Raw genomic sequence first — 24,575 nt, 5'->3', positions numbered from 1 at the left:
CTGCGTTGGAGATCGACAATGCGCGAACTATCGGCGGAAGCCCGCCTGCACCTCTATGCACGTTCCCTGTCCCGCCGGACCGGAACCGGATTCCATACTGCCGCCCTCTACAGCTCGCTCGCGCTCATCGCCGCCATTGTGTTCAGCTCGCTCTCGGTTCACCCGTTCTGATTTGAAGCTTTCTTTTTTGACGCGTTTTCTTCACGCGAACCGGAATCCACTTCGCTCGAAAACGCTATGTTACGGCCACGCCGCGTAGGACGCACCGCGCCGCATCTGCTCCAGCCGAGAACGACGCCGGTAGACGCCCGGTGAAACGCCCTGGTGCTTGCGAAAGAACCGGCTGAAGTATCCGGGATCACGAAATCCAAGACCGTAACCGATCTGCTCGACCGGAAGATCGAGTTGCTGCAGGCGCGTGCAGGCCTCCTCGATCAGTCGCAGATGCACGATGGCGCGAGGGCTGACGCCTTTCTCGCGTTTGCAGTGGGCGTGAAGCTTGTCCTCGGTAACGCCCAGGGCGGCTGCATAACGCGCGATCTGCCAGCCATCGCGATAATGCAATTCGACCATCTGGAGAAAATTCCCGACCAGGCGGGTGCCGTCGCCTCGGTGCGCGGCTTCGTCGGGCGGTTCGCCTGAGATGACGGAACGCCACAGGTGCAGGCAAAGCAGCAGCACATGCGATGACGTCATCGTCGCGGTGCCGCGTCCGGGAGAATGCAGTTCGCGCACCAGCGCGGCGCAGCCATGGATCACGGCGTTGAAAGCTTCGCCGACCTGTCCCGCCTTCAAGAGCACAAGCCGGTCGATGGTACGGCGGAGGTGAAGCGCCTCGGCGCTGCCAGCAACGGTCTTGGTGAGAAAGTCTTCGGAGATTGCGATCAGATAGCCTTGCGCGCCGGCTTCGACCTGCAGATCGCCCTCGAGATCGGCCGGCAGCCACAGCAGCGCCGGCGCCTCAAACGCCACATGGGTGCCGCGCAGCGCTACGGCGCCACGCCGCGCCTCGATCACCAAGAGATGGGAACGGCGAAGTCCGCGCTGACGAATGACCCATTGGGCCGGCGCAAGGCTGGCGGAAAACCGCTCCGCATGGAGGGCCGGAATGGGCTTCTCCGCAAAGGCTTCCAGCCCCGAACCCAACTGCATGGCATTCCCCAACCGTGACAATCTACCGCTTGTTGCAGGCGGTCTTTGACGGAAGGATACAATCAATCCCCGGATACGTCCAATTCTATGCCTCGAGCGCTCCCATAGGCTGCATCCGGTCGAACGCCGCTCCAAGGCGATGGACGCAAAAGTCTCTGGGAGGAGAACATGGGGTCATCAGTCACCCGCTTCGCAGCGGGATTACTCGCCGTCACCGGGGCGGCCCTTTTCGCAGCCGATGGGCCGGCGCTGGCACAAAGCTCGGTCAAGATCGGTTACGCGCTTTCGCGCACCGGCCCCAATGCCGGCGGTGCCGCGGTGACGACGCTGCCGAACTACGAAATGTGGGTAAAGGAAGTGAACGCCGCGGGCGGCCTGAAGCTCGGCGACAAGCGCGTGCCGATCGAAGTGGTGCAATACGACGATCGCTCCAGCGCCGAAGAAGCGGCGCGATCGCTCGAGCGGCTGATCACCCAGGACAAGGTCGACTTCATCCTGCCGCCCTGGGGCACCGGCCTCAATCTTGCGGTAGGGCCGATCCTCAACAAGGCCGGCTATCCGCACCTCGCATCCACGGCGGTGACCGATCGCGCGCCTGAACTGGCAAAACGCTGGCCCAACAGTTTCTGGCTGCTCGGCACCAGCGCCGGCGCCGCCAACACGCTGGTGGATCTGCTGGTCAAGCTGCGCACCGAAGGCAAGATCGGCGACACCGTCGCCATGGTCAGCGTCGCCGACGGTTTTGGCATCGACCTGTCGGGCGCCGCGCGTCCTGCACTGGCAAAAGCCAATTTCAAGCTGGCCTATGACAAGACCTATCCGGTCGGCACCCAGGACCTCAGTCCGATCGTCAACGAGGTCAAGGCGCTCAATCCGGATGTCTTCATCGCGTTCAGCTATCCGCCGGATACGCTCGGGATTACCGAACAGGCGCGCATCGCAAGCTTCAATCCCAAGATCTTTTACACCGGCGTCGGCACCGCATTTCCGCTGTTCAAGCAGAAGTTTGGCGCCAACGCGCAGGGCGTGATGGGGATCGGCGGCTGGAGCGGTGACAGCGCCCCGATCAAGGATTACCTGGCGCGCCACAAGGCGGCGTCAGCGAACGGCGCGGAGCCGGATCGCTGGGCCAGTGCGGTGACCTACGCCAGCCTGCAGATGCTGCAGCAGGCGATCGAACGCGTCGGCAAGATCGACCGTGAGGCCGTCATCAAGGATCTGCAGACCGGGACCTTCGACACCATCATCGGCAAGGTCAAGTTCGAGAACAATCTGCCGACCAAATATTGGTGGGTCGGGCAGTGGCAGGACGGCGAATTCTACGGCGTCGGCCCGGCCAGCAACGAAGGGGCGCGTACGCCTGTTGTCCCGAAGCCGGCATGGAAGGCGCCGTAATCGGCGATTGGTCCAGACGGCACTGAGTAAATGACGAACGCCATCTTCACCGGCCTGATGCTCGGGGGCATGTACGCGCTGATCGCCATGGGGCTGACGCTCCAATATGGCGTGGCGCGGATCATGAACCTGTCCTACGGCGAGTTTCTCGTCGCGGCGGCCTTTGCGTCCTACTGGCTGTTCACGGGATGGGCATTGAACCCGTTGCTTGGACTGGCGCTCGTCATTCCCGCCGGTTTCGGCGTGAGCCTGTTGCTGTACCGCGTCCTGCTCACGCCACTGGTGCGCCGGGCGCGGACGCGGGGCGCGCTCGAAGTCGACAGCATTCTGGCGACCTTCGGCATGATGTTCATCGTCCAGGGCATCATGCTGTCGATGTTCGGCGGCGCTTACTTCAGTTACTCCTTCCTCGCGATCCCGGTCAGCCTGTTCGGTGAAATCCTCGCATTGAACCGGCTGATCGCGTTCGGCCTGGCGGTGGCGGTCGGGCTGGCGCTGTATCTGGCGCTGACCCGCACCCGGCTCGGAACCTCGATCCGCGCCGTTGCGGTCGATCCGATGGCCGCGCAACTGGTGGCGATCGACGTCGTCAGGACTTCCGCATTTGCCTTCGCGCTCGGCGGCGCGCTGGTGGCGGCGGCCGGCGTTCTGATCAGCATGTTCCTGACCTTCAGCGCGTCGTCGGGCGTGATCTTCACCATGAAGGCGCTGATCGTGGTTGTCATGGGCGGCGTCGGCAATCTGCTCGGCTGCCTCGTCGCCGGTTTGGCGCTGGGCTTAAGCGAATCGCTGGTCGCGACCTTCGTCGATCCGGGCCTGACGCTGGCGGTGAATTTCGCGCTGTTCCTCGGCGTCTTGCTGGTCAAGCCGGCGGGTCTGTTCGGGAGGGCGCAGCGATGAGCGCAATGCGCCTTGCCGCCGCGCTCGCGGCCTGCGCTGCACTTACCGTGCTGGCGCTGCTGCCGATGTACGCCGATGCCTATTACCTCGCACTCGCGATCGGGCTTTTGCAATTCACCGTGCTGGCGACCGCATGGGGCCTGTTCTCCGGACCGACACGTTATGTCTCGCTGGCGACGACGGCGTTTTTCGGCGTCGGCGCTTACACCGTCGCGGTGCTCGGCGAACTGTTGTCCTGGCCGCTGGTGCTGCTGATCGCGACCGCGATCGGCGCACTGATGGCCGTTGTCGTGGGCCTTTCCACGCTGCGGCTCAGCGGCCTGCATTTTGTGATCTTCACGTTCGGGCTGGCCGAACTCATTCGCCAGCTCGTGATCTGGTACGAGGTCAACAAGACCCGCGTGCTCGGCCGCTACGTGTTCGTCGACATCACCCAGAAGGATATCTACTGGCAGCTTCTGGTGCTTGCGGTCGCGGTGTTCGTGATCGGCTGGCTGATCGCGCGCTCGCGGCTCGGCTTTGCGCTGCGCATCATCGGCGAGGACGAGACCGTCGCAAAACATTGCGGGATCAACGTCACCGTCGCCAAGGTGACGTTGTTCACGATCAGCGCCGTGTTCATGACGCTGGTCGGCGCGATCATGGCGCCGCGCTGGACCTACATCGAGCCGTCGATCGCCTTCAACGCCACGATTTCCTTTGAAGTCGTGATCATGGCGCTGCTGGGTGGCGCGCACCGGCTCTGGGGGCCGGCGCTCGGCGCGATTCCGCTGACATTGCTGTTCGAGTTCCTGGCGGCGCGGTTTCCGACCGCGTCGACGCTGATCATGGGCGTCATCTTCCTGTTGATCGTGTACGCGCTGCCCGCCGGCGTCGTCGGCCTGTGGGACAATTTCAGGCGGCAATGGCGGCCGCAGCGCACCGGGCAGGAGGCCAAAGCATGACGGCCGCAGGCTCAACCGTTCTTGAGATCAAGGGTTTGGTCCGGGCGTTCGGCGGCCTTGTTGCCGTCAATGCCCTGGATATGACGGTCGGGTCCGGCGAGATCGTCGGATTGCTGGGTCCGAACGGGTCGGGCAAGACCACCGCGCTCAATCTCGTCTCGGGCGTGCTGCGTCCGGATTCCGGCGCGATCCACTTCGCGGGGCACGACATTGCCGGCATGGCGACGCATCGCATTGCGCGCCTGGGGTTGGGGCGCACCTTTCAATTGGTCCGCGTGCTCGACGGCATGAACTGTGCCGAGAATGTCAGGGCGGGTCTCGCTTTTCACCCGGCACGCCTCGCACGCGGCCAAATGGACGCTGCCGCAACCCGGTTGCTGGAGCGGGTCGGGTTGAAAGATGCCGATCAGCGCCTGGCAACCGAGCTGACCTATATCGACCGCAAGCGACTTGAGCTGGCGCGCGCGCTGGCACTGAAGCCGCGGCTTCTTCTGCTCGACGAGTGGCTTGCCGGGCTCAATCCTTCCGAGCTTTTGATCGGCATCGCGCTGATCCGCTCGTTGAAGGAGGAAGGCCTGTCGATCCTGCTGGTTGAACACGTCATGGACGCGATCCGCTCGCTTTGCGATCGCTGCGTGGTCATGAACAGCGGCCGGAAGATTGCCGAGGGAACGCCGGACAAGGTTCTGTCCGATCCCGCCGTCATCGAGGCCTATCTGGGAGCGGCAGCCGATGCTTGACGTCGCAGATATCAGCATCTCCTACGGCCAGCACCGGGCGCTGACGGATGCAAGCTTGAGTGTGGGCCGCAGCGAAATCGTCGTCATCCTCGGCGCCAATGGCGCGGGGAAAACCTCTCTGCTGAAAGCCATCGCCGGCATCGTGGCCTGCCTTCCCGGCAAGCGCGTCACGCTTTCAGGACGCGATATCTCCGCTCTTCCGGCCCACGAGATCGTCGAGGCCGGTCTGGCGCTGGTGCCGGAAGGCCGCGGCATTTTTGCTGATTTGACGGTCGCGGAAAACCTACTGCTGGGCGCCAACCCGAAGCGCGCGCGTGACGGGGAGGCGGCGCGGCGGGAGCGGGTGCTGTCGCTGTTTCCGCGCCTCGGTGAACGGCTCGGACAGACGGTGCGGACCATGAGCGGCGGCGAGCAGCAGATGGTCGCGATCGGTCGCGCGCTGATGTCCAATCCCGATGTCCTCCTGCTGGACGAGCCCTCGCTCGGCCTGTCGCCGCTACTGGTGCGCGAATTGTTCGCAAGCCTTCGCAAGGTGCGCGAGAGCGGCGTCGGGCTGCTGCTGGTCGAACAGAACGCGCGCGAAAGCCTCGCCATCGCCGATCGCGGCTATCTCATCGAGAACGGCAAGATCTCCGGCAGCGGCACGGGGACCGAGCTGATGTCCAACGATGCCGTACAGCGTGCCTATCTCGGCGGAATTGTCGCTAGCGCGGTTTGAAATTCACGAAAATAACCTGAAAACACGGAGGATCACGCCATGAACCAGATCAGTCTGCTGCTCGAAAACCAGGACGTTCAGGCCGTCGACGGCGTCACGTTCGATCGCCTCAACCCCATCACGGGCGAAGTCGCTACCCGCGCTTCCGCCGCGCAGATATCCGATGCCAAACGCGCTGCCGATGCAGCCGCGGCGGCGTTTCCGGCCTGGTCGGCGACCGGGCCGGGCCTGCGCCGAAAGATTTTGCTCAAGGCGGCCGACGCGCTCGAAGCCAAGACGGCGCAGTTCATCGAACTGATGGCCACTGAAACCGGCGCGACCGCCGGCTGGGCCGGGTTCAATGTCGGTCTTGCAGCGGGGATGCTGCGCGAAGCCGCCGCCATGACGACGCAGATTTCGGGCGAGGTGATCCCGTCGGACAAGCCGGGCTGCATCGCGATGGCGGTCCGGCAGCCGGCCGGCGTCGTGCTCAGCATCGCGCCCTGGAACGCCCCCGTGATCCTCGGCGTCCGCGCGGTGGCGTTGCCGCTCGCGTGCGGCAACACGGTTATTCTGAAGGCCTCGGAAATCTGTCCGGGCACCCACCGCCTGATCGCGGAATGCCTGCGCGATGCGGGATTGCCGCCCGGCGTTGTCAACGTCATCACCAACGCGCCTGAAGATGCACCTGATCTCATCGAGGCCTTGATTGCGCATCCGGCGGTGCGCCGTATCAACTTCACCGGCTCGACCCGCGTCGGCCGCATCATCGCCCAGACGGCGGCAAAGTATCTCAAGCCGGCACTGCTCGAGCTCGGCGGCAAGGCGCCACTGATCGTTCTTGATGACGCTGACATCGATGCCGCGGTTGCCGCTGCCGCGTTCGGCGCGTTCATGAACCAGGGACAGATCTGCATGTCGACGGAACGGATCGTGCTCGACAACAAGGTCGCCGACGCCTTCGTCGCCAAGCTGGCGACCAAGGCCGACTCGCTCGTGGCGGGCGATCCGCGAAAGGGCGGCACGCCGCTGGGATCGCTGATCGGCGCGGATGCCGTCGATCGTATCCAGGGTCTGATCAAGGACGCGGTAGCTAAGGGCGCGCGCGTTGTGGCCGGCGGTCGGTCGGAGGGGACGTTGATGTCGGCTACCGTGCTCGATCACGTCACCTCTGTCATGCGGATCTATGGCGAGGAATCGTTCGGTCCGGTGGTCAGCATCGTGCGTGTAAATAGCGTGGATGAGGCCGTGCGGGTCGCGAACGACACCGAGTATGGATTGTCAGCGGCGGTGTTCGGTCGCGATATCGCCCGCGCCATGGAGGTCGCCAAGCGGATCGAGTCGGGCATCTGCCATGTCAACGGACCGACTGTACACGACGAAGCGCAAATGCCGTTCGGGGGTACGAAGGCGTCCGGTTATGGGCGTTTCGGCGGCAAGGCAGGCATTGCCGAGTTCACCGAACTGCGCTGGATCACCATCGAGACCGGTCCGCAGCATTACCCGATCTGAGGGTGTTGGGCGGGGATCGCGCCGCGGAAATCCCGCGGCGTGATGCCAAATAAATTCTTGAACGTCCGGGTCGCGTGCGCGCCGTCGGCGAAACCGCATTGCATGGCGAGCGCCGCAATTGAGGTTTGCGACAGGGCAGGTTGCAGCAGCAGGTCTCGAAAGTGATCGACACGCAGCTGGAGCACGTGGCGTTCAAACGTCGTCTGCTGGTCGGCAAAGACGCGATGGAAGGTTCGCTCCGAAATGCCGAACGCAGTTGCAATCGCTGGGGCCGGCCGGATCGCCGCAATGTTTCCCCTCAGGTAGGCGTCGATCAGGCCGAACAGCTCGGTGCGGGTAAGCCCGTGGTCGTCACCGGTTGCGAGACGCAGCAGGGTCGACAGATAAGCGACGATATCCGTTTCGGCCTGGCCCGGCCGCGCATCCGACAGCTGGATGGCCGCGCGAATGAACGCCGCGATCGAGCGCGCGATGGCGCCGGACAGGGGAACGGGTCTTGCGCATAGAAGCTCGGCTTGCGGAAACATCCGGAGCAGCGTCGCGGCGGGAACCGTTGCGATCAGCACTTCGGAACGCTGTTCGGGTCCATCGAGCCGATCCTCGAACGGCCGCCGCGCGTCATAGAGTACGCCATATCCCGGCTCGATCGTGCCTTCGTTACCGGCCTGCGCCATCGAGCTTCGCCCGCGACGCTGAAAGTCGAACATGAACTCGTCCGAGCCCGCTTTGCTCACGAGCCTTGCGTCGCGGCTGTAGCATTGCGGGCTGCTGTCGAAACGCACGAGCTTGACGCTGCCGACTTCCACGAACTCGAAGTGACCGCTAACCCGCGTCGGACCGATCGGCCTCGTCTCGATATGGGCGAATGATCGACAGATCGACTCGGTCCAGAACGCCTGACGTTCGGTGGGATGAATTTGGTCTGTCGAGACGCTGATCGGCATCGCGGGTGCGGTTCCACAAGGTGATGGCTCACCGTCGCCCGAATTCGGTCCGGCTGGCAAGGTCGAAAAGCTGGCAGGTTCATTCAAGACGGTGCACCCTGGTTACCCTAACGTGCGGTCCAATGTTGCAAGGTGTGAATATGGACCTGACGAGAGAACCGGCCGGTACGGCCGTCACGCATCCCCTCGATCCACTCAGCGAGGCCGAGGTGGTGCTGGCCTCCGATCTGCTGCGGGGCGCCAAGCAACTTGGTCCGGATATCCGCTTCTCCCACGTCCAGCTTGAGGAACCGGCCAAGGCCGACATCCTGGGTTGGACACCCGGCACCAATTTGCCGAGGCAGGCGGCGGTCACGCTGTTCGACTGCAAGACCGGGGCGACCCATGTCGCGACCGTCGATCTCGGGTCACGGCAGGTGACGGCATGGCGCGAGCATCCGACCAAGGCGCATCCTTATGGCCAGCCCCCGGTCACGATCGAGGAGGTGTTCAAGGTCGGCGACATCGTCAAGCGTGATGCCGGATGGCGACACGCGATGAAGCGTCGCGGGCTGACGGACGAAGACATCGAGCTGGTCCAGGTCGATCCGTTCTCAGCCGGTTATTTCGACCGGGACGTCGAGAAGGGCCGCAGGCTTGTCAGTGGGGTTTCCTTTTGGCGCCGCGATATCAAGGACAATGGCTATGCCCATCCGATCGAGGGCGTGGTCGCGCTGGTCGATCTGATCGAGGACAAGGTCGTGCAGCTCGTGGACGAGCCGGAAATCGTTCCGATCCCGAAGCGGTCTCGCAACTATGATCGCGCGTCGATCCCGAAAATGCGCGAGGACGTCAAGCCGCTCGACATCGTGCAGAAAGACGGTCCCGGTTTCTCCGTCGAGGGTTGGAAGGTTTCCTGGCAGAATTGGTCGTTCCGCGTCGGCTGGACCGCGCGCGAAGGCCTCGTGCTGCATCAGATCGGCTTCAATGACAGCGGACGGGAGCGACCGATCATCTATCGGGCGAGCGTATCCGACATGATCGTGCCCTACGCCGACCCGACGGCTAACCATTTCTGGAAGTGCGCGTTCGACGCCGGCGAGTACGGTCTGGGCAAGCTCGCCAATGCGCTGGAGCTTGGCTGCGATTGCCTTGGGCAGATCCATTATTTCGACGTTCCGGTCGCCGACGATTACGGCAAGCCGTCTGTCATGAAGAACGCGATCTGCCTGCACGAGGAGGATTACGGCATCCTCTGGAAGCACTATGAATTCCGCAACGAGACCTTCGAGGTGCGGCGCTCCCGCCGTCTCGTGATCTCGTTCTTCACGACCGTCGGCAATTATGATTACGGCTTCTACTGGTATTTCTATCAGGACGGCACGATCCAGCTTGAAGTCAAGCTGACCGGCATTATCCAGACCGCGGCGGTAGCGCCCAGTCAATCCTATCCCTGGGGTGGCATGGTCGCGGAAGGGCTGGGCGGTCCGACGCACCAGCACTTCTTCAACGCCCGCCTGCACATGATGGTCGATGGCGAGCGCAACAGCGTCACCGAGCATGAGTTCAAGCCACGGCCCTTCGGCAAGGACAATCCATACGGCAACGTGTTCGACACCACAGCGCGAACGCTCGCGTGCGAACAGGATGCCGCCCGCGAGGCCGACGGCCGCACCGGGCGCTACTGGAAGATCATCAATCCCAACCAGACCAACAGCGTCGGCGGGCCGACCGGGTACAAGCTGCTGGCGCACGCGGCGCCGGTGATGCTGGCGCAGGAGAATTGCTACATGACCGCGCGCGGCGGCTTTGCGACCAAGCACCTCTGGGTCACGCGCTATGCGCCTGACGAACGCTATGCCAGCGGCGAATTCCCGAACCAGCATGCCGGCGGCGACGGTTTGCCGAAATACGTGGCGCAGAACCGCGGAATCGAAAACGAGGACATCGTGGTCTGGCACACGTTTGGCGCCACCCATGTCTGCCGGCCCGAGGATTTCCCGGTCATGCCGGTCGAATATGTCGGCTTCGCCCTCAAGCCGAACGGCTTCTTCGCCGAAAATCCGGCGATGGATTTGCCGCCTGACCGCAACGACGCAAGCCGCGACGTCAGGGAAAAGGGGACGTGCTGCGCCTGAAACGCTACTGGTTTCGCATCCGATCCACACAGGAGATTGGCCATGAATCGCAGAAAGCTTCTCAGGGGCGCCGGTCTTGCCGCCGCCGCAACGGCTGTCAGCGCGCCCGCCATCGCGCAGTCCACTCCGACGCTGCGCTGGCGGCTGACGACGTCGTTCCCAAAATCCCTCGATACGCTCTATGGCGCGTGCGAGATGTTCAGCAAGGCGATGGCCGATCTGTCGGAGCAGAAATTCCAGATCAGCGTCTATGGCCCGGGCGAAATCGTGCCGGCGTTCCAGGTGTTCGATGCCGTGGCCAACAATACCGTCGAGATGGGGAACAGCGCGTCCTACTACTACATCGGCAAGGATCTGGCGTTCGCGTTCGGCACAGCCGTGCCGTTCGGGCTCAACACGCGGCAAATGAATGCCTGGCTCGCCTATGGCGGCGGGCTCGAACTCATGAACGAACTTTACAAGCCCTACGGTATCTACGGCCTGCCGTTCGGCAACACCACCGCGCAGATGGGCGGCTGGTTCCGCAAGGAGATCAAGACCCTCGATGATTTGAAGGGCCTGAAATTCCGGGTCGGCGGCGTGGCCGGGCAGGTGCTGGCCCGCATAGGCGTCGTGCCGCAGCAGATTCCGCCAGGGGATATCTATCCCGCGCTTGAGAAAGGCACGATCGACGCGGCCGAATGGATCGGCCCTTATGACGACGAGAAGCTCGGCTTCCTGAAGGTCGCGCCCTATTACTATTATCCCGGCTGGTGGGAAGGCTGCGCCAACGGCTTTCTCTACATCAACACGGCGAAGTGGGCGGAGCTTCCAAAAGTCTATCAGGACATGATGACGATCGCGGCCGCGCAGGTCGCCGCCGACCTGACCGCCAAATATGACACCCGCAACGCGCAGGCGATCAAGCGCCTGGTGGCCGCCGGCGCGCAGCTTCGGCCGTTCTCGACCGACATCCTCGACGCCTGCTTCAAGGAGACCAATGAGCTGTTCGCCGAGGTCGCGGCCAAGAACGCCAGGTTCAAGGCCCTGAACGACTCCATGACGGCGTTCCGCAACGAGCAATATCAGTGGCATCAGGTCTGTGAAGCCACCTACGACAATTACATGATCCGGCGAAGCCGCGGCTAGGCCGACATCGCCGGCGGCTCGCCAGAACCGGGGACGCATTTGGATATTCGCACCGGCCGGCCGGTCTCGCTCGCGCCTCGCGGCATGGTGACGTCGCCGCATTCGCTGGCGTCCTCAGCCGGCGTCGATGTGCTTCGCGCCGGAGGATCCGCCATCGATGCCGCGATTGCCGCGAGCGCCGTATTGGCGGTGGTCTATCCGCACATGACGGGGCTTGGCGGCGATGCGTTTTGGCTCGCGCATGACGGCCGTAGCGGAGAGATCAAATACCTCAACGGCGGCGGCAAGGCGGCCGCGGGCGCGTCGCTGGCGACGATGGAGGGGAGAGGACTGAAAGAAATCCCGCTGCGCGGGATCGTCCCGGCGACGCTGACGGTGCCGGGCGCGGTTGCGAGCTGGGTCGTGGCGCATGAGGCCCATGGCCGGCTGCCGCTGCAGCGCGTGCTGGAAGCCGCGATCGGTTACGCGCGCGACGGCTTTCCGGTCACCGGACGGCTGGCGAGCTTCGTCGAAATGATGCGCGACGATCTCCTCCGGCAATGCGAGGCCGCCGATATTTTCTTGCCCGGTGGTGCGGTGCCCGCGCCAGGCACAAGGCTCACCAATCCCAATCTGGCGAGGACGCTTGAAGCGATCGGGGATCATGGATGGTCCGGCTTTTACGAGGGGCCGGTCGCCACTGAAATGGTGCGCTTCTCGCAAGCGCAAGGCGGTTTCTTTCAGCCCGGAGATTTCGAGGCGCAAAGGGCGACTTGGGGTACGCCGCTGACGGGCCGCTACCGCGACGTCACCATTTTCAACACGCCACCGCCGACGCAGGGCTTTACCGTGATCGAGATGCTCAATTTGCTCGAGCCGCTCCAACCGCTCCGCATGGACCTGCTCGGACCCGACCGCTTGCATCTGATGGTGCAGGCCAAGCAGATTGCCTATCACGACCGCGATCTCGTGCTCGCCGATCCCGCCTTTGCCGAGGTGCCCGTCGAGACGCTGATTTCCAAAGGCTACGCACGCCGACGCAGCGGGTTGATCGATCCGGCGCGCGCAGGGAAATGGGATGAAGTGCCGTCATTCGGCAGCCTGGCGGGCGATACCGTCTACATCGCCGCGGTCGACCGCGACGGCAACGCGGCCTCGCTCATTCAGAGCCTCTATGGCGGGTTCGGATCATGCGTGGTGGCGGGTAGCACTGGCGTCGTGCTGCAGAATCGCGGCGCGTACTTCTCGCTCGATCCCAATCATCCCAATCGGCTTGAGCCTCGAAAAATCCCGCTGCACACCCTGATCGCCTCGATGGCCAAACGCGACGGCAAGCTCTGCAGCGTGCTGGGCTGCATGGGCGCGGATGGCCAGCCGCAGATCCAGCTGCAGCTCTATTCGGCGATGATCGATCACGGGCTCGATATTCAGGAGGCGATCGAACTGCCGCGGTTCCTGTCCGGCCGCTTCGGGCTCGGGGAAGCCCGCGATACCCTGCACATGGAAGGCCGGTTTCCCGCGGACACGATCCGCGTACTGGAACAACGGGGCCACATCGTCCATCGCTGGGCCCCGTGGGAGGAGATGGCCGGCCACGCCCATGGCATCACCATCTCATCGCACGACGGGACCTTGAGCGGCGGTTCGGACCCTCGCAGCGACGGCGCCGCGATCGGATACTGAAAACGTCAGTTCGCCGTCTTGAACGGCGCTACCGCGATCCCGGCTTCCTTCAACGCCTGACGCACGCCGCGCCCGATCTCGACCGCTCCCGGCGTATCGCCATGAATGCAGACGGTATCGGTGCGCATCTTGATCACCTTGCCTGATACCGAGACCACGGCGCCGTCCTGCACCATCCGCACCACGCGGTCGGCGATCATCTTGGGATCATGCAGCACTGCGCCTGGCTTCTTGCGCGATACCAGCTGGCCGTCGTCCTCATAGGCGCGGTCGGCGAAGACTTCGTGCACCATCGGCAGGTTGGCGGCTTCGCCCGCGGTCACCAGCTTCGAATTGGCCAGCACCACGAAGATCAAATTGGGATCGACCGCCTTGATGCCGTTGGCAATGGCCCGTGCGGTCATGTCGTCCTCGCAGGCAACATTGGAGATCGCACCATGCGCCTTGACGTGGGTGACCTTGTGGCCGGCCGCGGTCGCGATCGCCTGCAGCGCGCCGATCTGGTAGGCGATCAGGTTCTCGATCTCGGATGATTTCAGGCCGGGCATCGGCCGCCGGCCGAAACCGTGCAGGTCACGGTACCCTGGGTGAGCGCCGACGCTGACGCCGCGTGCCTTCGCAAGCTCGACCGTGCGGCGCATGATATCAGGATCGCCGGCATGGAAACCGCAGGCGACGTTGACCGACGTTGCAAGCTCGATCATCGCGGCATCATTGCCCATTTCCCACGCGCCAAATCCTTCGCCGAGATCGCAGTTGAGGTCGATGGTTGTCATGATGATTGTCCGCTTTTGATGAGTGGATCTTGAGTTAGTCCGGTCCCGATACGTCCGCAGGCGAGGCGACCTGCCAAGTGGCTGCGTCGACGGCGCTGACGGCATAGCCGGCGACGTTGGCATCTTGCAGCGCGTCGATGTTGAGATCAAAGCTTTCGATTGGCCGCAGCCGGTCGGGCAGGGAACGCAACAAATCAGCGAACTGGCGCGCTGCGGCCTGGGCCTCCGCCATGCTCACGGCCTTGAAGCGAAAGGCGCGCCCGGCCGGCGTCTGCGCAAACCGCCCGAAGTCGGCGGAAATCACCGTCGCGATCTTGGGATAACCGCCGCTGGTGCCGCGATCCGGCATCAGCACGATCGGCTGGCCGTTGCCGGGAACCTGCAGGCTGCCGTTCACGGTGCCGTCGGAGACGATGTTGTGGCCGTGCAGGTGCTTGATGACGGGGCCTTCGAGCCGGTAACCCATGCGGTCGCTGGTCGCCGAAATCTTCCACTCGCTGTCGATAAACAGTTGTTTGGCATCGTCGCCGAATTCGTCATCCTGCGGCCCCCACACGACGCGGATCGGCGCCTCTGCCGTGGCCGGCAGTTCGATCCGGCGTTCCGGCGCACCGCTGGCCGGTGTCGTCTGCAATTCGTCGCCGCTCTGCAGCGGGCGCGGGTAGGGACTGCCGAGCCCGGCGCGGGCGTTGACGGCGAGGCTGCCGAAGTCAGGCTCGCCGGCGATGCCGCCCTCGATGGCGAGGTAGCTGAACGAACCGCTGCGGGCAAAGCCAAGCGTCAAGGTCTCGCCATCGGCCAGCGTCGCCGACGTATCGACCGCAACCGGGCGTCCGGCGATATCGGCATTGCGTGATGCCCCTGATAGCGCGATGCGGACCGCGCCGCCGCGCGCGGTGAAGACCGCACCAAACGGGCCGATCTCGACAGCGGCTGCAAACAGCTCGTTGCCGACCAGCGCGTTCGCGGCCGCCAGCGCCAGCCGGTCCATCGCGCCGCTCGGCACCAAGCCGTAGCGCTGGGAGCCGGGGCGGCCGTCGTCCTGTACCGAACTTGCCGGGCCGATCGAGGTGATGACGAGCTTGCTCATGACGGCATCAACTCGGCCACGATCTCGCCCGCTGCCGCGGCGCGGTCCTGCTCGGCAAAGGTTTTGGTGTCGACCGGCACGAACGTAATGGCGTCGCCGGGCTCCAGCAGGAAAGTCGGATCGCGATGCAACTGATAGGTCCGGACCGCGGTCTGTCCGAGCAGGTGCCAGCCGCTCGGGCCGGCCAGGCATTGCACGCCGGTCTGCACGCCGCCGATCGAGACCGTGCCGGCCGGCGTCAGCAGCCGCGGATTTTGCCGCCGCGGCATCTGCATCGAGGCCGCTAAGCCAGAGAGATAGGACCAGCCCGGCGTAAAGCCGATCATGGCGACGCGGTAGTCGCCTGCGACGTGCCGCGCGACGATGTCGTCGGGCGTGGTCTTGAGCGTTTTGGCGACGTCCTCGAGGTCGACGCCGTGCTCGTCGCCATAGACCACGGGGATACGCCAGCGCCGGGTCTTTGTCGCCTCCGGTACCGGCAGCTGCGCCAGCGCCAAAATCTGCTCGCCAAGGGCTTCAAATGAAATTCGCACGGGATCGTAATGCACCAGCAGCGAGCGATAGGTCGGTACGGTCTCGGTGACGCCCGCGACTGGTGTTTCCGCCATCGCGCGGTCGAGCGCCAGCACCCGCCCGTTGGCGGCATCATCGATGTTGCGGGAAAATTCCACCGTGATGGCGCTGTCGCCACTGGGCAAAAGGCGGGGCGGGGGTAGCGTCGCGGCCATGGCCTCGGTACTGCCTCGGGATTGTCTGAAGACGGCCTCAGGATTGTCTGAGGACGGACTGGGACTCGTGGGCTGAGATCAAGCTGTAGCGTGTTTCGCGCGCCAGTGGAATTCGCTTCGTGCGAAATCATTGAGCAAGTTCAATAAATTAATCTGCATGGCAGTGATAAGCTGTTGTGATCGCTCCGTTGCGAACGAACCCTTGACGCGATGCCCGCGCCCCGCAAGATGCGCTACCTTTTGATCCCCTCCCATTGGAGCGTTGCCTGACCGATGTCCCTGACCCCCGAAGCGATCGCGACCCTGTCCCGCGTGTCCACTGCCACCATCACCACGGTCCTGCTGAAGAAGGGCCTGCGGAACGTCTGGATGCGCGGCACTAAACCGTTGCGCCCGGGACAGCCGCGGCTGGTCGGGCCGGCTTTCACGCTGCGCTTCGTGCCGGCGCGCGAGGATCTCGCCACCCCCGAATCCTGGTCGTCGCCGATTTCGACCCGCACCGCGATTGAGGCGATGCCGCAGGGCTGCATTGCCGTGGTCGACGCGATGGGCGTCAAGGATGCCGGCATCTTCGGCGATATCCTGTGCGCGCGCATGGTCAAGCGCGGGGTCGCGGCACTGATCACCGACGGCGTCGTGCGCGACGTCGAGGGTGTGCTCGGCACCGGCCTGCCGGTCTGGTGCGATGGTTACGCGGCGCCACCGTCGGTGGCCGGGTTGACCTTCGTCGGTTGGGGCGAACCGATCGGCTGTGGCGGGGTTGCGGTATTTCCGAACGACGTCGTGGTCGCCGACCAGGACGGCGCGGTGTTGATCCCGCAAGCGTTCCTCGACCTCATTCTGGCCGAAGGCGCCGAGCAGGAGCGGATGGAAGCCTGGATCGTCAACGAAGTGAACAACGGCGCCGCGCTGCCCGGCCTTTACCCCATGAATGCCGAGACCAAGGCGCGCTACGCGGCGAGCAAGAAATAACATCAACAAAGCGAGGTAACGCCATGGATATCCACGTCTCCGGCTCGCGGCCGACGCGCAAGGCTCCACCCGACTATTTCACCGGTACGGTCTGGCAGGATCCGATCATCGCCACCGAGGCGCCGGCGCGGCTGGTTTCGACCCGCGTCTCTTTCGAGCCCGGCGCGCGTACGGCGTGGCACTCGCATCCGCTCGGGCAGACCCTGTACGTGGTTTCGGGGATCGGCCGTGTGCAGGCCGTGGGCGGACCGGTCCGGGAAATCCGGCCCGGCGACGTCGTCTGGATCCCGCCCGGCGAGAAGCACTGGCATGGCGCTTCGCCAACCAACGGCATGACCCACATCGCGATGCAGGAAGCGCTCGATGGCAGCTACGCGACCTGGATGGAGAAGGTCACGGACGCCGAGTATGCGGTGAAGGTTGGGTAGCGTTTCCCGGATGAAGCGAGCCGAGACCCGTTCTACTTTGCATGGGGTTGTTTTCGCGATTTTTTGTTCGGGCCGTTCATCGCGCATAGCGTGAACCGGATGGCCTGACGGCCCGACGCGAGATGGGAAACCGCAAACAAAAAGCCCCGCCGGCGAAGGCGGGGCTTTGGTTGAATGTTGCGTCGTTGGCGCGTCAGTTCACACGGGTCCAGGTCTGGCCACCGCAGAACATGCCGCCAAAGGCGCAGCCCTGAACGCGCAGGCTGTCGGAGCCTTTCAGCGCGAGCGTTGAATCATAGGTGCTGCCGGAATTCGGATCGAAAATCCGGCCGCTCCATTTGTTGTCCTTGCCAGGCTTCATGTTGATCAGCACCTGCTCGCCGTTGCGGTTCGACTTCTTGTCGACGGAGTAGCCGCAAAGATTGGGGCCGCATTGTTCGATCCGGACTCTGCCTTCCTTCTCTTCCGTCAGCCAGACGCCAAGCGGCGAGTTCGCTGCCTGCGGGGCCGCCGGCGGCGGTGCGGGCGGCGGCGTTACCGCGGCGACGGCAGGCGCAGGCTTCGGCGCGGGAGGCGGCTCTTGCTGGACCTGCGGGGCGGGTGCGCTGGGCGGCAGTGGAGCGGCCGGCACAGTCACCGGATCCGCCGCCGGGGCAACGGCGACAGCGGCGGTCGAAGGTTCAGCCGGCGCGGTCGCGACCGGTGCGGGAGCTGCAGGAACGGGTGCAGGGGCCGGCGGCACAGCGGCCTGCTCGGCGGGGACAGGTGCGGCGGGAGCAGGTGGGGCGGGAGCGACCGTGTCGGGCGGCGTCTTCGAGTCCGTCTTCGCCTGTTGCGGCGACTGCTTGCGCGGACGGTCGCGATCACCGTCCTCGTTGCGGGAGCGTTTGGCCTTCGGCGTATTGTCGTAGACGCCTGGGATCTGAACGGTGCCGCGATCGGGATCGATCCGAATGGTGCGGCCGCCGTAATCGAAGGTGTACTGCGCCTGCGCGGCACTGCTCGCCAGCAAAAACGCGGCGATCGCCAGAAGCTTCTTCATAATGACCTCCTGAGCAGGGAATCCCAACCCCCGAAGCTACGCAATGGCAGCTCGCAAAACGTGATCCTGATCACTTTCAAATGATAAGTCGTGTACTCGCGGCTTTGGTTCAATGTCGTCCACGCAGCCTAATTTGCCCCCGACAGACGGTCAATTTGCGGCGAAAATTGCATATTTTGCCGGCCGATCAATCGAACCAGGCGGCGTAGATTTTCCTGAAGCTGCCATCCTCGGTCGAGATGTGCAGCCACTGATCGACGAAGGCTTTCAGTGCGACGTCGCGCTGCAGCCAATAGGCCTTCTCGGCGAAGTCGAACGGCCTTTCGGGATGCACCGCGCACAGCACGCCGGGATGCAGCTTCTGCTGGTACAGCGTCTCCGACGAATCCGTCATCATCAGGTCGGCATTGCCCTTGGCGATCTCGTCGAAGATCGTGACGTTGTCGTTGTGGAGTTTCACTTCCGCGTTCTTGACGTTGGCGCGGGCAAACCGTTCGTTGGTGCCGCCGGGATTGACGATCACGCGCGTGCCTGGCTTGTCGATGTCGGCAATGGTTTCGTACTTGCCCTTGTCGGCGCAGCGGGCGATCGGCGTCTTGCCCTCACGCATGATCGGCGTCGAGAACAGGCCCTTCTTCTGCCGGTCGAGCGTGATCGATACGCCGCTCATCGCGACGTCGAAATTGTCGGCCTCGAAATCCTTCATCAGTTGCGGCCATGCGGTGTGGACGAATTCGACCTTGACGCCGAGCGCCTTGCCGAGCGCTTCCGCCATGTCGACGTCGAAGCCGCGGAATTTCGACGTCGTCTTGTCGAGATAGGTGAAGGGCCGGTAGTCGCCGGTCATGCCGACCCGCAGCGTGCCGCGCTTGATGATGTCGTCGAGGCGGGAAGGGGCCGGCTGCTGGGCATGGGCTGACATCGTCAACAGGGCAGCCATGCCGAGACCAAATAGCATTCGTAACATCAGTTCTTCTCCGCCGGTGAATTCGATGACACCTTGTTTGTGATAGCGCAGGATTTAGACCAGATGCGCGCGCCGTACCAGCCGGAGAAAACCAATCGTGAGCATCTCGCTTTGTGAATCGTCAGTCGATGTCTTCGTGCCGTATCTCGGCAACCTGTCGATCCTGCTGGACCACGCATCGGCCTATGCCAAGGCGAAAAACATCGATCCGGCGATCCTGCTCAATATGCGGCTCTATCCCAACATGTACAATCTGACGCGTCAGGTTGGCGAGGCCAACCGTCATGCGGTGATTGCCTGCGCGCTGCTGGCGGGTCGCGCGCCGCACGACTTTCCCCAAGCCGAGCCTGATATTCTCGAGCTCCAAGCGCGTATCGCGGCAGCGATTGGTTTCGTGCAGGGCCTGCCGCGCGCGGAGATTGACGGCGCCGCAGACAAGGAGTTGGTGTTTACATTCAAGAACGGGGCGACACGCAAATTCACCGGGCGGTCGTTGCTGCTGACATTCAGCGTGCCGCAGTTCTTCTTCCACGTCACGACGGCTTACGACATCCTGCGTCACGCCGGCGTCGATCTCGCCAAGAAGGATTTCCTGGGACCGCCGAAATAGCGCGTAGGATTACGCCTCGCCGCTGTCTTTGCGCACCAGATTGGCGACGGCGGCGCGTCCCGTCATTTCGCTCTTTAGTTGCTCGAACCGGCGCCGCGCTTCGGCTTCGCGGTCGTCGACCAGCTGGATCGCGGCATCCTTGTTCATCGGTCCGCTGACAATGGGGCTTGAATTCTCCCCGATGGTCTCGTCGACGTAATAGTCACCATCGTCCTCGCGGACCGTCCATTTGAAACGGATCGCGGCCATCGGTCCGGGCCCGACCTTGGAATAGCCATCGGCCTCGAACGGTAGAAAGACCTCAGGCGGCGGGGCGGCCTCGATCGGCGCGGCGGCCTCAAGCGGCGGAGGTACCGCGAGCGATGGCAGGGTTTCGAGCGGTTGAAACTCTTCGAGTGGCGGAGGGCTGGCCGGCACCTCTTCAACGGCAGGCCGGTCCCGCTCGCGGGGGATCACGGGCGGCTGATCGAGAATGCTGGCGATCGCCGCCAGGGCGTTGTCGGTCGGGTCGTTTTGGCTCACGATTCGGCCTCCGGATCGAACTCCGTCTGCGGAATCGGTGTCCCCGTTGCCGCCCGGTATCTTTTCCTCGCCTCCGAATGAGGCTGAGTTTTGTCCGTTCAGCCGCAAAACCGGCTATGCCGGCGCGGAACTGCGCGGTTAGCCCGCATTACGGAATAAGGTTCCCTTATGGTCGGGCCGGTATGAAAGCATCCCGGGCGGCCGCTCGATCGTCAGCCGTCGCCCGGTTTAATCATGCCGGATCGGTCAGAGCACGTCCTGATTGATGACGTTCTGACGCAACGGATCGCCGTCAAGAACGCTCAGGATATTGCGTGCGGTCTGTTCGCTCATGCGATCGACGGCTTCCCTGGTCACACCGGCGACGTGGGGTGCGAAGATGACGTTCGGAAGCGCGAACAGCGAATGGCCGGCGGGCGGCGGCTCCTGTTCGAACACGTCGAGACCGGCGCCGGCAAGTTTGCCGGACACCAGTGCGTCATGCAGCGCGGGTTCGTCGATGATGCCGCCGCGCGCGGTATTGATCAGATAGGCGGTCGGCTTCATCCGCCTCAAGCGCGCGGCATTGATCATGCCGACCGTCTCCGGGGTTTTCGGGCAATGCAGGCTGACGAAGTCGGCGCGCGGCAACGCCGCGTCGAGATCGGTGACAGGCTCGCAGCCGGCGGCCTTGATGTCGGCCGCGGGCTTGTAGGGATCGAAAACCAGCACGTTCATTTCCATCGCCTGGCAGCGTTTGGCGGTGCGGGTGCCTATGCGGCCGAAGCCAACGATCAGGACGGTCTTGCCATAGAGGTCGTAGGGCAGCATGCCGAGCCGGCTCGGCCATTTGTTGTCCCTGACGATGGAGTGCATTTCCACCGCGCGTTTTGCCAATGTCAGCATCATGAACAATGCGCACTCGGCAACGGAGGGCGAATTCGCGGTGCCCGCCACCATCAGCGGCACCTTGCGGCGGCTCAACGCCGGCACATCGACGGCATCAAAGCCGACGCCGATCCGGGTCACCACCAACATGTCCCTGGAAGCTTCCAACTCCGATTCGCCGAAGCGGGTGCCGCCGAGGGCGACACCATGGACCGGCGCATGCTCCTTGAGCTTGGCCTGGAAATCCGGTTGCGAGATCATGTTTGGGAATTCGACGAGTTCGATATCCTCGCGTGCGTCGAGCAACACGCGCCCCTGCTGTGACATCGATTCCGTGACGAAGATTTTCTTCTTGTTGGTCGCCATTTCCTGCCCTTGGGTGACTGTTGTCTCCGCCGTCAAATGACGGCGCCGCTCACCTCGTTTAGCAGGTGCATATTGTTGAGGTCCACTGCCAATCGGAGCGGGGCGCCATCCTGTGCGCCGGCGTTGGGATTGACCCGGCCGCAGACCTGCGTGCCCTCGATCGGGAAATAGATCAGCGTCTCCATTCCCATCGGCTCGGTAACGTCAAGCATGGCATCGAAGTTCTCGACGCCAGTTTCCGGATGCGGGCTGGCTTCCGTGATGTGCTCGGGCCGCAGTCCCAGCAGCAGCTTGTCGGTTCGCGACACGTTTTGATATCTGGCGGCACGCGCCGGCGGCAGCGGGAAGGCGAGGCGGTCGGTAATCCGGACATGCAGCTTGCCGCCGGACTCCTCGATCCGGCAAGGAATGAAGTTCATCGCCGGCGAGCCGATGAAGCTCGCGACGAACTTGGTGGCGGGCTTGTGATAGAGCTCGTTCGGCGTTCCGATCTGTTCGATGCGGCCATGGTTCATCACCACGACCCGGTCGGCGAGCGTCATCGCCTCGACCTGGTCGTGGGTAACGTAAACCGTTGTGGTGCGGACCTTCTGATGCACCTTCTTGATTTCGATCCGCATCTGGACGCGGAGCTTGGCGTCAAGGTTGGACAGCGGCTCATCGAACAGGAACACCTTGGGATTACGCACGATGGCGCGGCCCATGGCGACGCGCTGGCGCTGGCCGCCAGACAGTTGCTTCGGCTTGCGGTCGACGAGTTCGACGATGTCGAGCATGCGCGCGGCTTCGTCGATCCGGGTCTTGATCTCGGCCTTCGGATAGCGTTTCAGCCGCAGCCCGAACGACATGTTCTCCGCGACCGTCATGTGCGGGTAGAGCGCGTAGTTCTGGAACACCATGGCGATGTCGCGGTCCTTTGGCGGCACGTCGTTGACGACGTCGCCTCCGATCATGATATCACCGTCGGTGATGTCTTCGAGCCCCGCGATCATCCGCAGCGTGGTCGATTTTCCGCAACCCGACGGGCCCACCAGCACGACAAACTCATGATCGGCGATATCGAGATCGATGCCGCGCACCGCCTCGACGTCGTCGTACTTCTTGACAACCTTGCGCAACGTCACGTCAGCCATGAGTTCAACCCTTTGTCGCACCGGCGGTCAGGCCGGCAATGTAATAGTCCATCAGGAACGCGTAGATGATCAGCGGCGGCGCGGCGCCGAGCAGGGCGCCGGTCATGATCTGGCCCCACGCGAACACGTCGCCTTTGATCAAGGTCGTGACGATACCGACCGGCAGCACCAGTTGATCCGTCGATGTCGTGAAAACCAGCGGATAGAGAAACTGCGCCCAGGAAACCGTGAAGGCGAAGATGGTCGCCGCGATCAGGCCGGGCAGGGCGACGGGAATGAAGATACGCGTCAGCGTCTGGAACCAGGACGCGCCGTCGATGATCGCGGCCTCGTCGAGCTCCTTGGGGATGGAGGCGAAGTAACCGATCATGATCCAGGTGCAGAACGGCACCGTGAGCGTCGGATAGATCACCAGCAGCACGTACCATTTGTTGATCAGCTGGATCCCGGTCAGGTCGCCAAACGCCACGAACATCTTGAACAAGGGGAGAAACAGCAGCGTTTCAGGGATGAGGTAAGTCAGGAAAACGCCGGTCGCGAGCGTTGCCGAGCCCCAGAACCGCATCCGCGCCAGCGCAAAAGCCGCGGGCACGCTGATCAGCATGGTGATGGTCACGACGAAGATCGAGACCAGCGCCGAATTGCGGAAGAAGGTCAGGAACTGGTTCGATGTCAGCAACTCGACGTAGTTCGACAATGTCGGATGGTAAACCCACCACGGGTTCGTCGCCGCGGAGATTTCGGCGCTGGTCTTCAGCGACGTGATTATCATGTAGAGCGGGGGCACCAGCGCAAAGACCGCGAACAATGTGAGGAAGAAGTACGACCATCGCAGCGCCCAGGTGCGGTCGCGGCTCATGCTGCGCAGTTTGACGGGGCGGGTCGGGGCGGCCTTGTCGATCACGACGGTGCTGGTCATCAGGATTCATTCCCGCGTTTGTTGATGTCGCGCAGGATGAACACCGCCGCGATTGCGAGGATTGGCACCATGAACAGCGAGACGCTGGCGCCGAGCGGAATGTCGCCGCCCTCGATACCGATGCGGAATGCCCAGGTGGCGAACACATGCGTCCGGTCCAGCGGACCGCCGGCGGTCAGGATGCGCACGATATCGAAATTGGCGAAGGTGACGATCAGGGAAAACAGCGTGGTGATCGCGATGATGTTGCGCATCATCGGCAGCGTCACGTACCAGATGCGCTGCCACCAGTTGGCGCCGTCGATGGCCGCGGCCTCATAGAGCTGGTCGGGCACCGACTTCAGCGAAGCCAGGTACATGATCATGAAGAACGGGGCGCCGAACCAGATATTCACCAGGATGACCGAGAAGCGGGCCCAGCCGGTCTCGCCGGTCCATGGAATCCGGTCGATGCCGATACCGGCCAACAGATAGTTGAAGGCGCTGTACGACGGATCGAACAGCCACAGCCATGCCAACGTGCTCATGGCCGGCGGAATGACCCAGGGCACCAGCAGCATGCCGCGCCATTTGCGTTGGCCCTTGGCCGGAATGTTGTGGACGAAGTGCGCCACGATGAAACCGATCAGGGCCTTGAAGATGACGGCCGTGATCGCGAAAATGCAGGATTGCTCGACCACCAGCCAGAAGGTTTCCCGCTTGAACAGGAACTGGAAGTTTCCGAGCCCGATGAAGCGCTGCATCGACTTGTTCAGGGTCGCCAGATGCAGCGAGTAGAAGGCGGGATAGATCACCAGCAGCAAGATCAGCAGGATCAGCGGCAGCGTCATCAGGAAGGCCGCGGTCGATTTGCGCTTCAGGGCGGTTCGTAAACTGGCGCGCTTGCGCACCGTTCGCGGAGCGGCGTCACGCTCTATCGCGACATCAGCCATGATGCATCTTCCTCACGAGTTTCATTCAGAGC

Annotated in this window: 25 protein-coding genes; 13 read left to right on the top strand and 12 right to left on the bottom strand. The window is 63.5% G+C overall.

The genetic code is table 11. The features are described 5' to 3' along the window. The first annotated feature begins 18 nt into the window (after nt 1-18). A complete protein-coding gene (locus tag JQ567_RS10630; RefSeq protein ID WP_212031555.1) occupies nt 19-171 on the top strand; it encodes a hypothetical protein in 153 nt (50 codons plus the stop codon). A gap of 69 nt (nt 172-240) precedes the next feature. On the opposite strand, the gene JQ567_RS10625 is transcribed toward JQ567_RS10630, so the two are convergent. Next, nucleotides 241-1,152: a helix-turn-helix domain-containing protein gene (locus tag JQ567_RS10625; protein WP_212438765.1), complete on the bottom strand. Its 912-nt coding sequence runs from the start codon at nt 1,150-1,152 to the stop codon at nt 241-243. Nucleotides 1,153-1,320: 168 nt separating this feature from the next. Between JQ567_RS10625 and JQ567_RS10620 the strand changes: the two genes are divergently transcribed. The 6 genes from JQ567_RS10620 to JQ567_RS10595 are packed head-to-tail and all read left to right on the top strand — an operon-like array spanning nt 1,321 to nt 7,340. Further along, the gene (locus JQ567_RS10620) at nt 1,321-2,547 is read left to right on the top strand and encodes an amino acid ABC transporter substrate-binding protein (RefSeq protein WP_212438764.1); all 1,227 of its coding nucleotides are present in this window, start codon (nt 1,321-1,323) and stop codon (nt 2,545-2,547) included. Nucleotides 2,548-2,577: 30 nt separating this feature from the next. After that, a complete protein-coding gene (locus JQ567_RS10615) occupies nt 2,578-3,447 on the top strand; it encodes a branched-chain amino acid ABC transporter permease (RefSeq protein ID WP_249133094.1) in 870 nt (289 codons plus the stop codon). Continuing rightward, the gene (locus JQ567_RS10610; RefSeq protein ID WP_409363590.1) at nt 3,444-4,391 is read left to right on the top strand and encodes a branched-chain amino acid ABC transporter permease; all 948 of its coding nucleotides are present in this window, start codon (nt 3,444-3,446) and stop codon (nt 4,389-4,391) included. The genes JQ567_RS10615 and JQ567_RS10610 overlap by 4 nt, the downstream gene beginning before the upstream one ends. After that, a complete protein-coding gene (locus JQ567_RS10605) occupies nt 4,388-5,131 on the top strand; it encodes an ABC transporter ATP-binding protein (RefSeq protein WP_212438763.1) in 744 nt (247 codons plus the stop codon). Before JQ567_RS10610 ends, JQ567_RS10605 begins: the two co-directional genes overlap by 4 nt. Beyond that, entirely contained in the window at nt 5,124-5,849 is a 726-nt protein-coding gene (locus JQ567_RS10600) for an ABC transporter ATP-binding protein (RefSeq protein WP_212438762.1), read from the top strand. Before JQ567_RS10605 ends, JQ567_RS10600 begins: the two co-directional genes overlap by 8 nt. Before the next feature lie 39 nt (nt 5,850-5,888). After that, a complete protein-coding gene (locus JQ567_RS10595; RefSeq protein ID WP_212438761.1) occupies nt 5,889-7,340 on the top strand; it encodes an aldehyde dehydrogenase in 1,452 nt (483 codons plus the stop codon). Here JQ567_RS10595 and JQ567_RS10590 read toward each other — a convergent pair. Further along, nucleotides 7,328-8,284, bottom strand: a complete 957-nt coding sequence (locus tag JQ567_RS10590) for an AraC family transcriptional regulator (protein WP_212438760.1) — start codon at nt 8,282-8,284, stop codon at nt 7,328-7,330. The two genes, JQ567_RS10595 and JQ567_RS10590, sit on opposite strands and share 13 nt — an antisense overlap. 140 nt (nt 8,285-8,424) lie before the next feature. Here JQ567_RS10590 and JQ567_RS10585 point away from each other — a divergent pair, with 140 nt between their 5' ends. The 3 genes from JQ567_RS10585 to ggt are packed head-to-tail and all read left to right on the top strand — an operon-like array spanning nt 8,425 to nt 13,191. After that, nucleotides 8,425-10,401, top strand: coding sequence for a primary-amine oxidase (locus JQ567_RS10585; protein WP_212438759.1), 1,977 nt, complete (start codon nt 8,425-8,427; stop codon nt 10,399-10,401). Nucleotides 10,402-10,443: 42 nt separating this feature from the next. Beyond that, nucleotides 10,444-11,529, top strand: coding sequence for a TRAP transporter substrate-binding protein (locus JQ567_RS10580; protein WP_212438758.1), 1,086 nt, complete (start codon nt 10,444-10,446; stop codon nt 11,527-11,529). 39 nt (nt 11,530-11,568) lie between these two features. Further along, nucleotides 11,569-13,191, top strand: coding sequence for a gamma-glutamyltransferase (gene ggt, locus JQ567_RS10575; protein ID WP_212438757.1), 1,623 nt, complete (start codon nt 11,569-11,571; stop codon nt 13,189-13,191). Nucleotides 13,192-13,196: 5 nt separating this feature from the next. Here the strand turns inward: ggt and JQ567_RS10570 are convergent, their stop codons facing one another. The 3 genes from JQ567_RS10570 to pxpB are packed head-to-tail and all read right to left on the bottom strand — an operon-like array spanning nt 13,197 to nt 15,785. After that, a complete protein-coding gene (locus JQ567_RS10570; RefSeq protein ID WP_212264477.1) occupies nt 13,197-13,967 on the bottom strand; it encodes a LamB/YcsF family protein in 771 nt (256 codons plus the stop codon). A 34-nt stretch (nt 13,968-14,001) separates the two neighbouring features. Next, the gene (locus JQ567_RS10565; protein WP_212438756.1) at nt 14,002-15,057 is read right to left on the bottom strand and encodes a biotin-dependent carboxyltransferase family protein; all 1,056 of its coding nucleotides are present in this window, start codon (nt 15,055-15,057) and stop codon (nt 14,002-14,004) included. Further along, nucleotides 15,054-15,785, bottom strand: a complete 732-nt coding sequence (gene pxpB, locus JQ567_RS10560) for a 5-oxoprolinase subunit PxpB (RefSeq protein ID WP_212438755.1) — start codon at nt 15,783-15,785, stop codon at nt 15,054-15,056. The genes JQ567_RS10565 and pxpB overlap by 4 nt, the downstream gene beginning before the upstream one ends. A gap of 273 nt (nt 15,786-16,058) precedes the next feature. Here pxpB and JQ567_RS10555 point away from each other — a divergent pair, with 273 nt between their 5' ends. Together JQ567_RS10555 and JQ567_RS10550 are read left to right on the top strand one after the other, a co-directional pair. Next, nucleotides 16,059-16,757 (top strand): ribonuclease activity regulator RraA, encoded by a 699-nt coding sequence (locus JQ567_RS10555; RefSeq protein WP_211996833.1) that lies wholly within the window; start codon nt 16,059-16,061, stop codon nt 16,755-16,757. Between the two features lie 23 nt (nt 16,758-16,780). Then, nucleotides 16,781-17,185, top strand: coding sequence for a cupin domain-containing protein (locus tag JQ567_RS10550; protein WP_212390778.1), 405 nt, complete (start codon nt 16,781-16,783; stop codon nt 17,183-17,185). A 193-nt stretch (nt 17,186-17,378) separates the two neighbouring features. Here the strand turns inward: JQ567_RS10550 and JQ567_RS10545 are convergent, their stop codons facing one another. Both JQ567_RS10545 and JQ567_RS10540 read right to left on the bottom strand, forming a co-directional pair. Next, on the bottom strand, nt 17,379-18,227 hold the full coding sequence (locus JQ567_RS10545; protein WP_212438754.1) for a DUF2147 domain-containing protein: 849 nt from the start codon (nt 18,225-18,227) through the stop codon (nt 17,379-17,381). 187 nt (nt 18,228-18,414) lie between these two features. Beyond that, the gene (locus tag JQ567_RS10540) at nt 18,415-19,194 is read right to left on the bottom strand and encodes a transporter substrate-binding domain-containing protein (protein WP_212438753.1); all 780 of its coding nucleotides are present in this window, start codon (nt 19,192-19,194) and stop codon (nt 18,415-18,417) included. A gap of 97 nt (nt 19,195-19,291) precedes the next feature. Between JQ567_RS10540 and JQ567_RS10535 the strand changes: the two genes are divergently transcribed. Continuing rightward, nucleotides 19,292-19,804 carry a DUF1993 family protein gene (locus JQ567_RS10535; RefSeq protein WP_212438752.1) on the top strand — a complete coding sequence of 171 codons (513 nt, stop codon included), beginning with the start codon at nt 19,292-19,294 and terminating at the stop codon, nt 19,802-19,804. A 9-nt stretch (nt 19,805-19,813) separates the two neighbouring features. On the opposite strand, the gene JQ567_RS10530 is transcribed toward JQ567_RS10535, so the two are convergent. The 5 genes from JQ567_RS10530 to JQ567_RS10510 all read right to left on the bottom strand — a co-directional run bounded on the left by JQ567_RS10530 (nt 19,814) and on the right by JQ567_RS10510 (nt 24,543). After that, nucleotides 19,814-20,326 carry a hypothetical protein gene (locus JQ567_RS10530; protein ID WP_212438751.1) on the bottom strand — a complete coding sequence of 171 codons (513 nt, stop codon included), beginning with the start codon at nt 20,324-20,326 and terminating at the stop codon, nt 19,814-19,816. Nucleotides 20,327-20,572: 246 nt separating this feature from the next. Further along, a complete protein-coding gene (locus tag JQ567_RS10525; RefSeq protein WP_212438750.1) occupies nt 20,573-21,559 on the bottom strand; it encodes a hydroxyacid dehydrogenase in 987 nt (328 codons plus the stop codon). A gap of 32 nt (nt 21,560-21,591) precedes the next feature. Then, entirely contained in the window at nt 21,592-22,692 is a 1,101-nt protein-coding gene (locus JQ567_RS10520) for an ABC transporter ATP-binding protein (RefSeq protein WP_212438749.1), read from the bottom strand. A 4-nt stretch (nt 22,693-22,696) separates the two neighbouring features. Next, complete coding sequence (locus JQ567_RS10515) at nt 22,697-23,611, bottom strand: carbohydrate ABC transporter permease (protein WP_212438748.1); 915 nt, start codon at nt 23,609-23,611, stop codon at nt 22,697-22,699. Continuing rightward, nucleotides 23,611-24,543, bottom strand: coding sequence for a carbohydrate ABC transporter permease (locus JQ567_RS10510; RefSeq protein WP_212438747.1), 933 nt, complete (start codon nt 24,541-24,543; stop codon nt 23,611-23,613). The genes JQ567_RS10515 and JQ567_RS10510 overlap by 1 nt, the downstream gene beginning before the upstream one ends. Nucleotides 24,544-24,575: the final 32 nt, after the last annotated feature.

Source organism: Bradyrhizobium sp. AUGA SZCCT0431 (assembly GCF_018131065.1).
In the GTDB taxonomy this organism is placed as follows: domain Bacteria; phylum Pseudomonadota; class Alphaproteobacteria; order Rhizobiales; family Xanthobacteraceae; genus Bradyrhizobium.
The sequence above is the reverse complement of the archived record's forward strand: the minus strand, read 5'-3'. Positions and strand labels throughout refer to the sequence as shown.

Bases quoted from the DNA above. Each gene is read 5' to 3' on its own strand.
- JQ567_RS10540 (WP_212438753.1), bottom strand. From the start codon at position 19,194: ATGTTACGAATGCTATTTGGTCTCGGCATGGCTGCCCTGTTGACGATG.
- JQ567_RS10590 (WP_212438760.1), bottom strand. From the start codon at position 8,284: ATGCCGATCAGCGTCTCGACAGACCAAATTCATCCCACCGAACGTCAG.
- JQ567_RS10580 (WP_212438758.1), top strand. From the start codon at position 10,444: ATGAATCGCAGAAAGCTTCTCAGGGGCGCCGGTCTTGCCGCCGCCGCA.
- JQ567_RS10550 (WP_212390778.1), top strand. From the start codon at position 16,781: ATGGATATCCACGTCTCCGGCTCGCGGCCGACGCGCAAGGCTCCACCC.
- pxpB (WP_212438755.1), bottom strand. From the start codon at position 15,785: ATGGCCGCGACGCTACCCCCGCCCCGCCTTTTGCCCAGTGGCGACAGC.
- JQ567_RS10615 (WP_249133094.1), top strand. From the start codon at position 2,578: ATGACGAACGCCATCTTCACCGGCCTGATGCTCGGGGGCATGTACGCG.
- JQ567_RS10565 (WP_212438756.1), bottom strand. From the start codon at position 15,057: ATGAGCAAGCTCGTCATCACCTCGATCGGCCCGGCAAGTTCGGTACAG.
- JQ567_RS10510 (WP_212438747.1), bottom strand. From the start codon at position 24,543: ATGGCTGATGTCGCGATAGAGCGTGACGCCGCTCCGCGAACGGTGCGC.
- JQ567_RS10620 (WP_212438764.1), top strand. From the start codon at position 1,321: ATGGGGTCATCAGTCACCCGCTTCGCAGCGGGATTACTCGCCGTCACC.
- JQ567_RS10545 (WP_212438754.1), bottom strand. From the start codon at position 18,227: ATGAAGAAGCTTCTGGCGATCGCCGCGTTTTTGCTGGCGAGCAGTGCC.
- JQ567_RS10605 (WP_212438763.1), top strand. From the start codon at position 4,388: ATGACGGCCGCAGGCTCAACCGTTCTTGAGATCAAGGGTTTGGTCCGG.
- JQ567_RS10595 (WP_212438761.1), top strand. From the start codon at position 5,889: ATGAACCAGATCAGTCTGCTGCTCGAAAACCAGGACGTTCAGGCCGTC.
- JQ567_RS10570 (WP_212264477.1), bottom strand. From the start codon at position 13,967: ATGACAACCATCGACCTCAACTGCGATCTCGGCGAAGGATTTGGCGCG.
- JQ567_RS10525 (WP_212438750.1), bottom strand. From the start codon at position 21,559: ATGGCGACCAACAAGAAGAAAATCTTCGTCACGGAATCGATGTCACAG.
- JQ567_RS10625 (WP_212438765.1), bottom strand. From the start codon at position 1,152: ATGCAGTTGGGTTCGGGGCTGGAAGCCTTTGCGGAGAAGCCCATTCCG.
- JQ567_RS10585 (WP_212438759.1), top strand. From the start codon at position 8,425: ATGGACCTGACGAGAGAACCGGCCGGTACGGCCGTCACGCATCCCCTC.
- JQ567_RS10610 (WP_409363590.1), top strand. From the start codon at position 3,444: ATGAGCGCAATGCGCCTTGCCGCCGCGCTCGCGGCCTGCGCTGCACTT.
- JQ567_RS10520 (WP_212438749.1), bottom strand. From the start codon at position 22,692: ATGGCTGACGTGACGTTGCGCAAGGTTGTCAAGAAGTACGACGACGTC.
- JQ567_RS10600 (WP_212438762.1), top strand. From the start codon at position 5,124: ATGCTTGACGTCGCAGATATCAGCATCTCCTACGGCCAGCACCGGGCG.
- JQ567_RS10555 (WP_211996833.1), top strand. From the start codon at position 16,059: ATGTCCCTGACCCCCGAAGCGATCGCGACCCTGTCCCGCGTGTCCACT.
- JQ567_RS10630 (WP_212031555.1), top strand. From the start codon at position 19: ATGCGCGAACTATCGGCGGAAGCCCGCCTGCACCTCTATGCACGTTCC.
- JQ567_RS10515 (WP_212438748.1), bottom strand. From the start codon at position 23,611: ATGACCAGCACCGTCGTGATCGACAAGGCCGCCCCGACCCGCCCCGTC.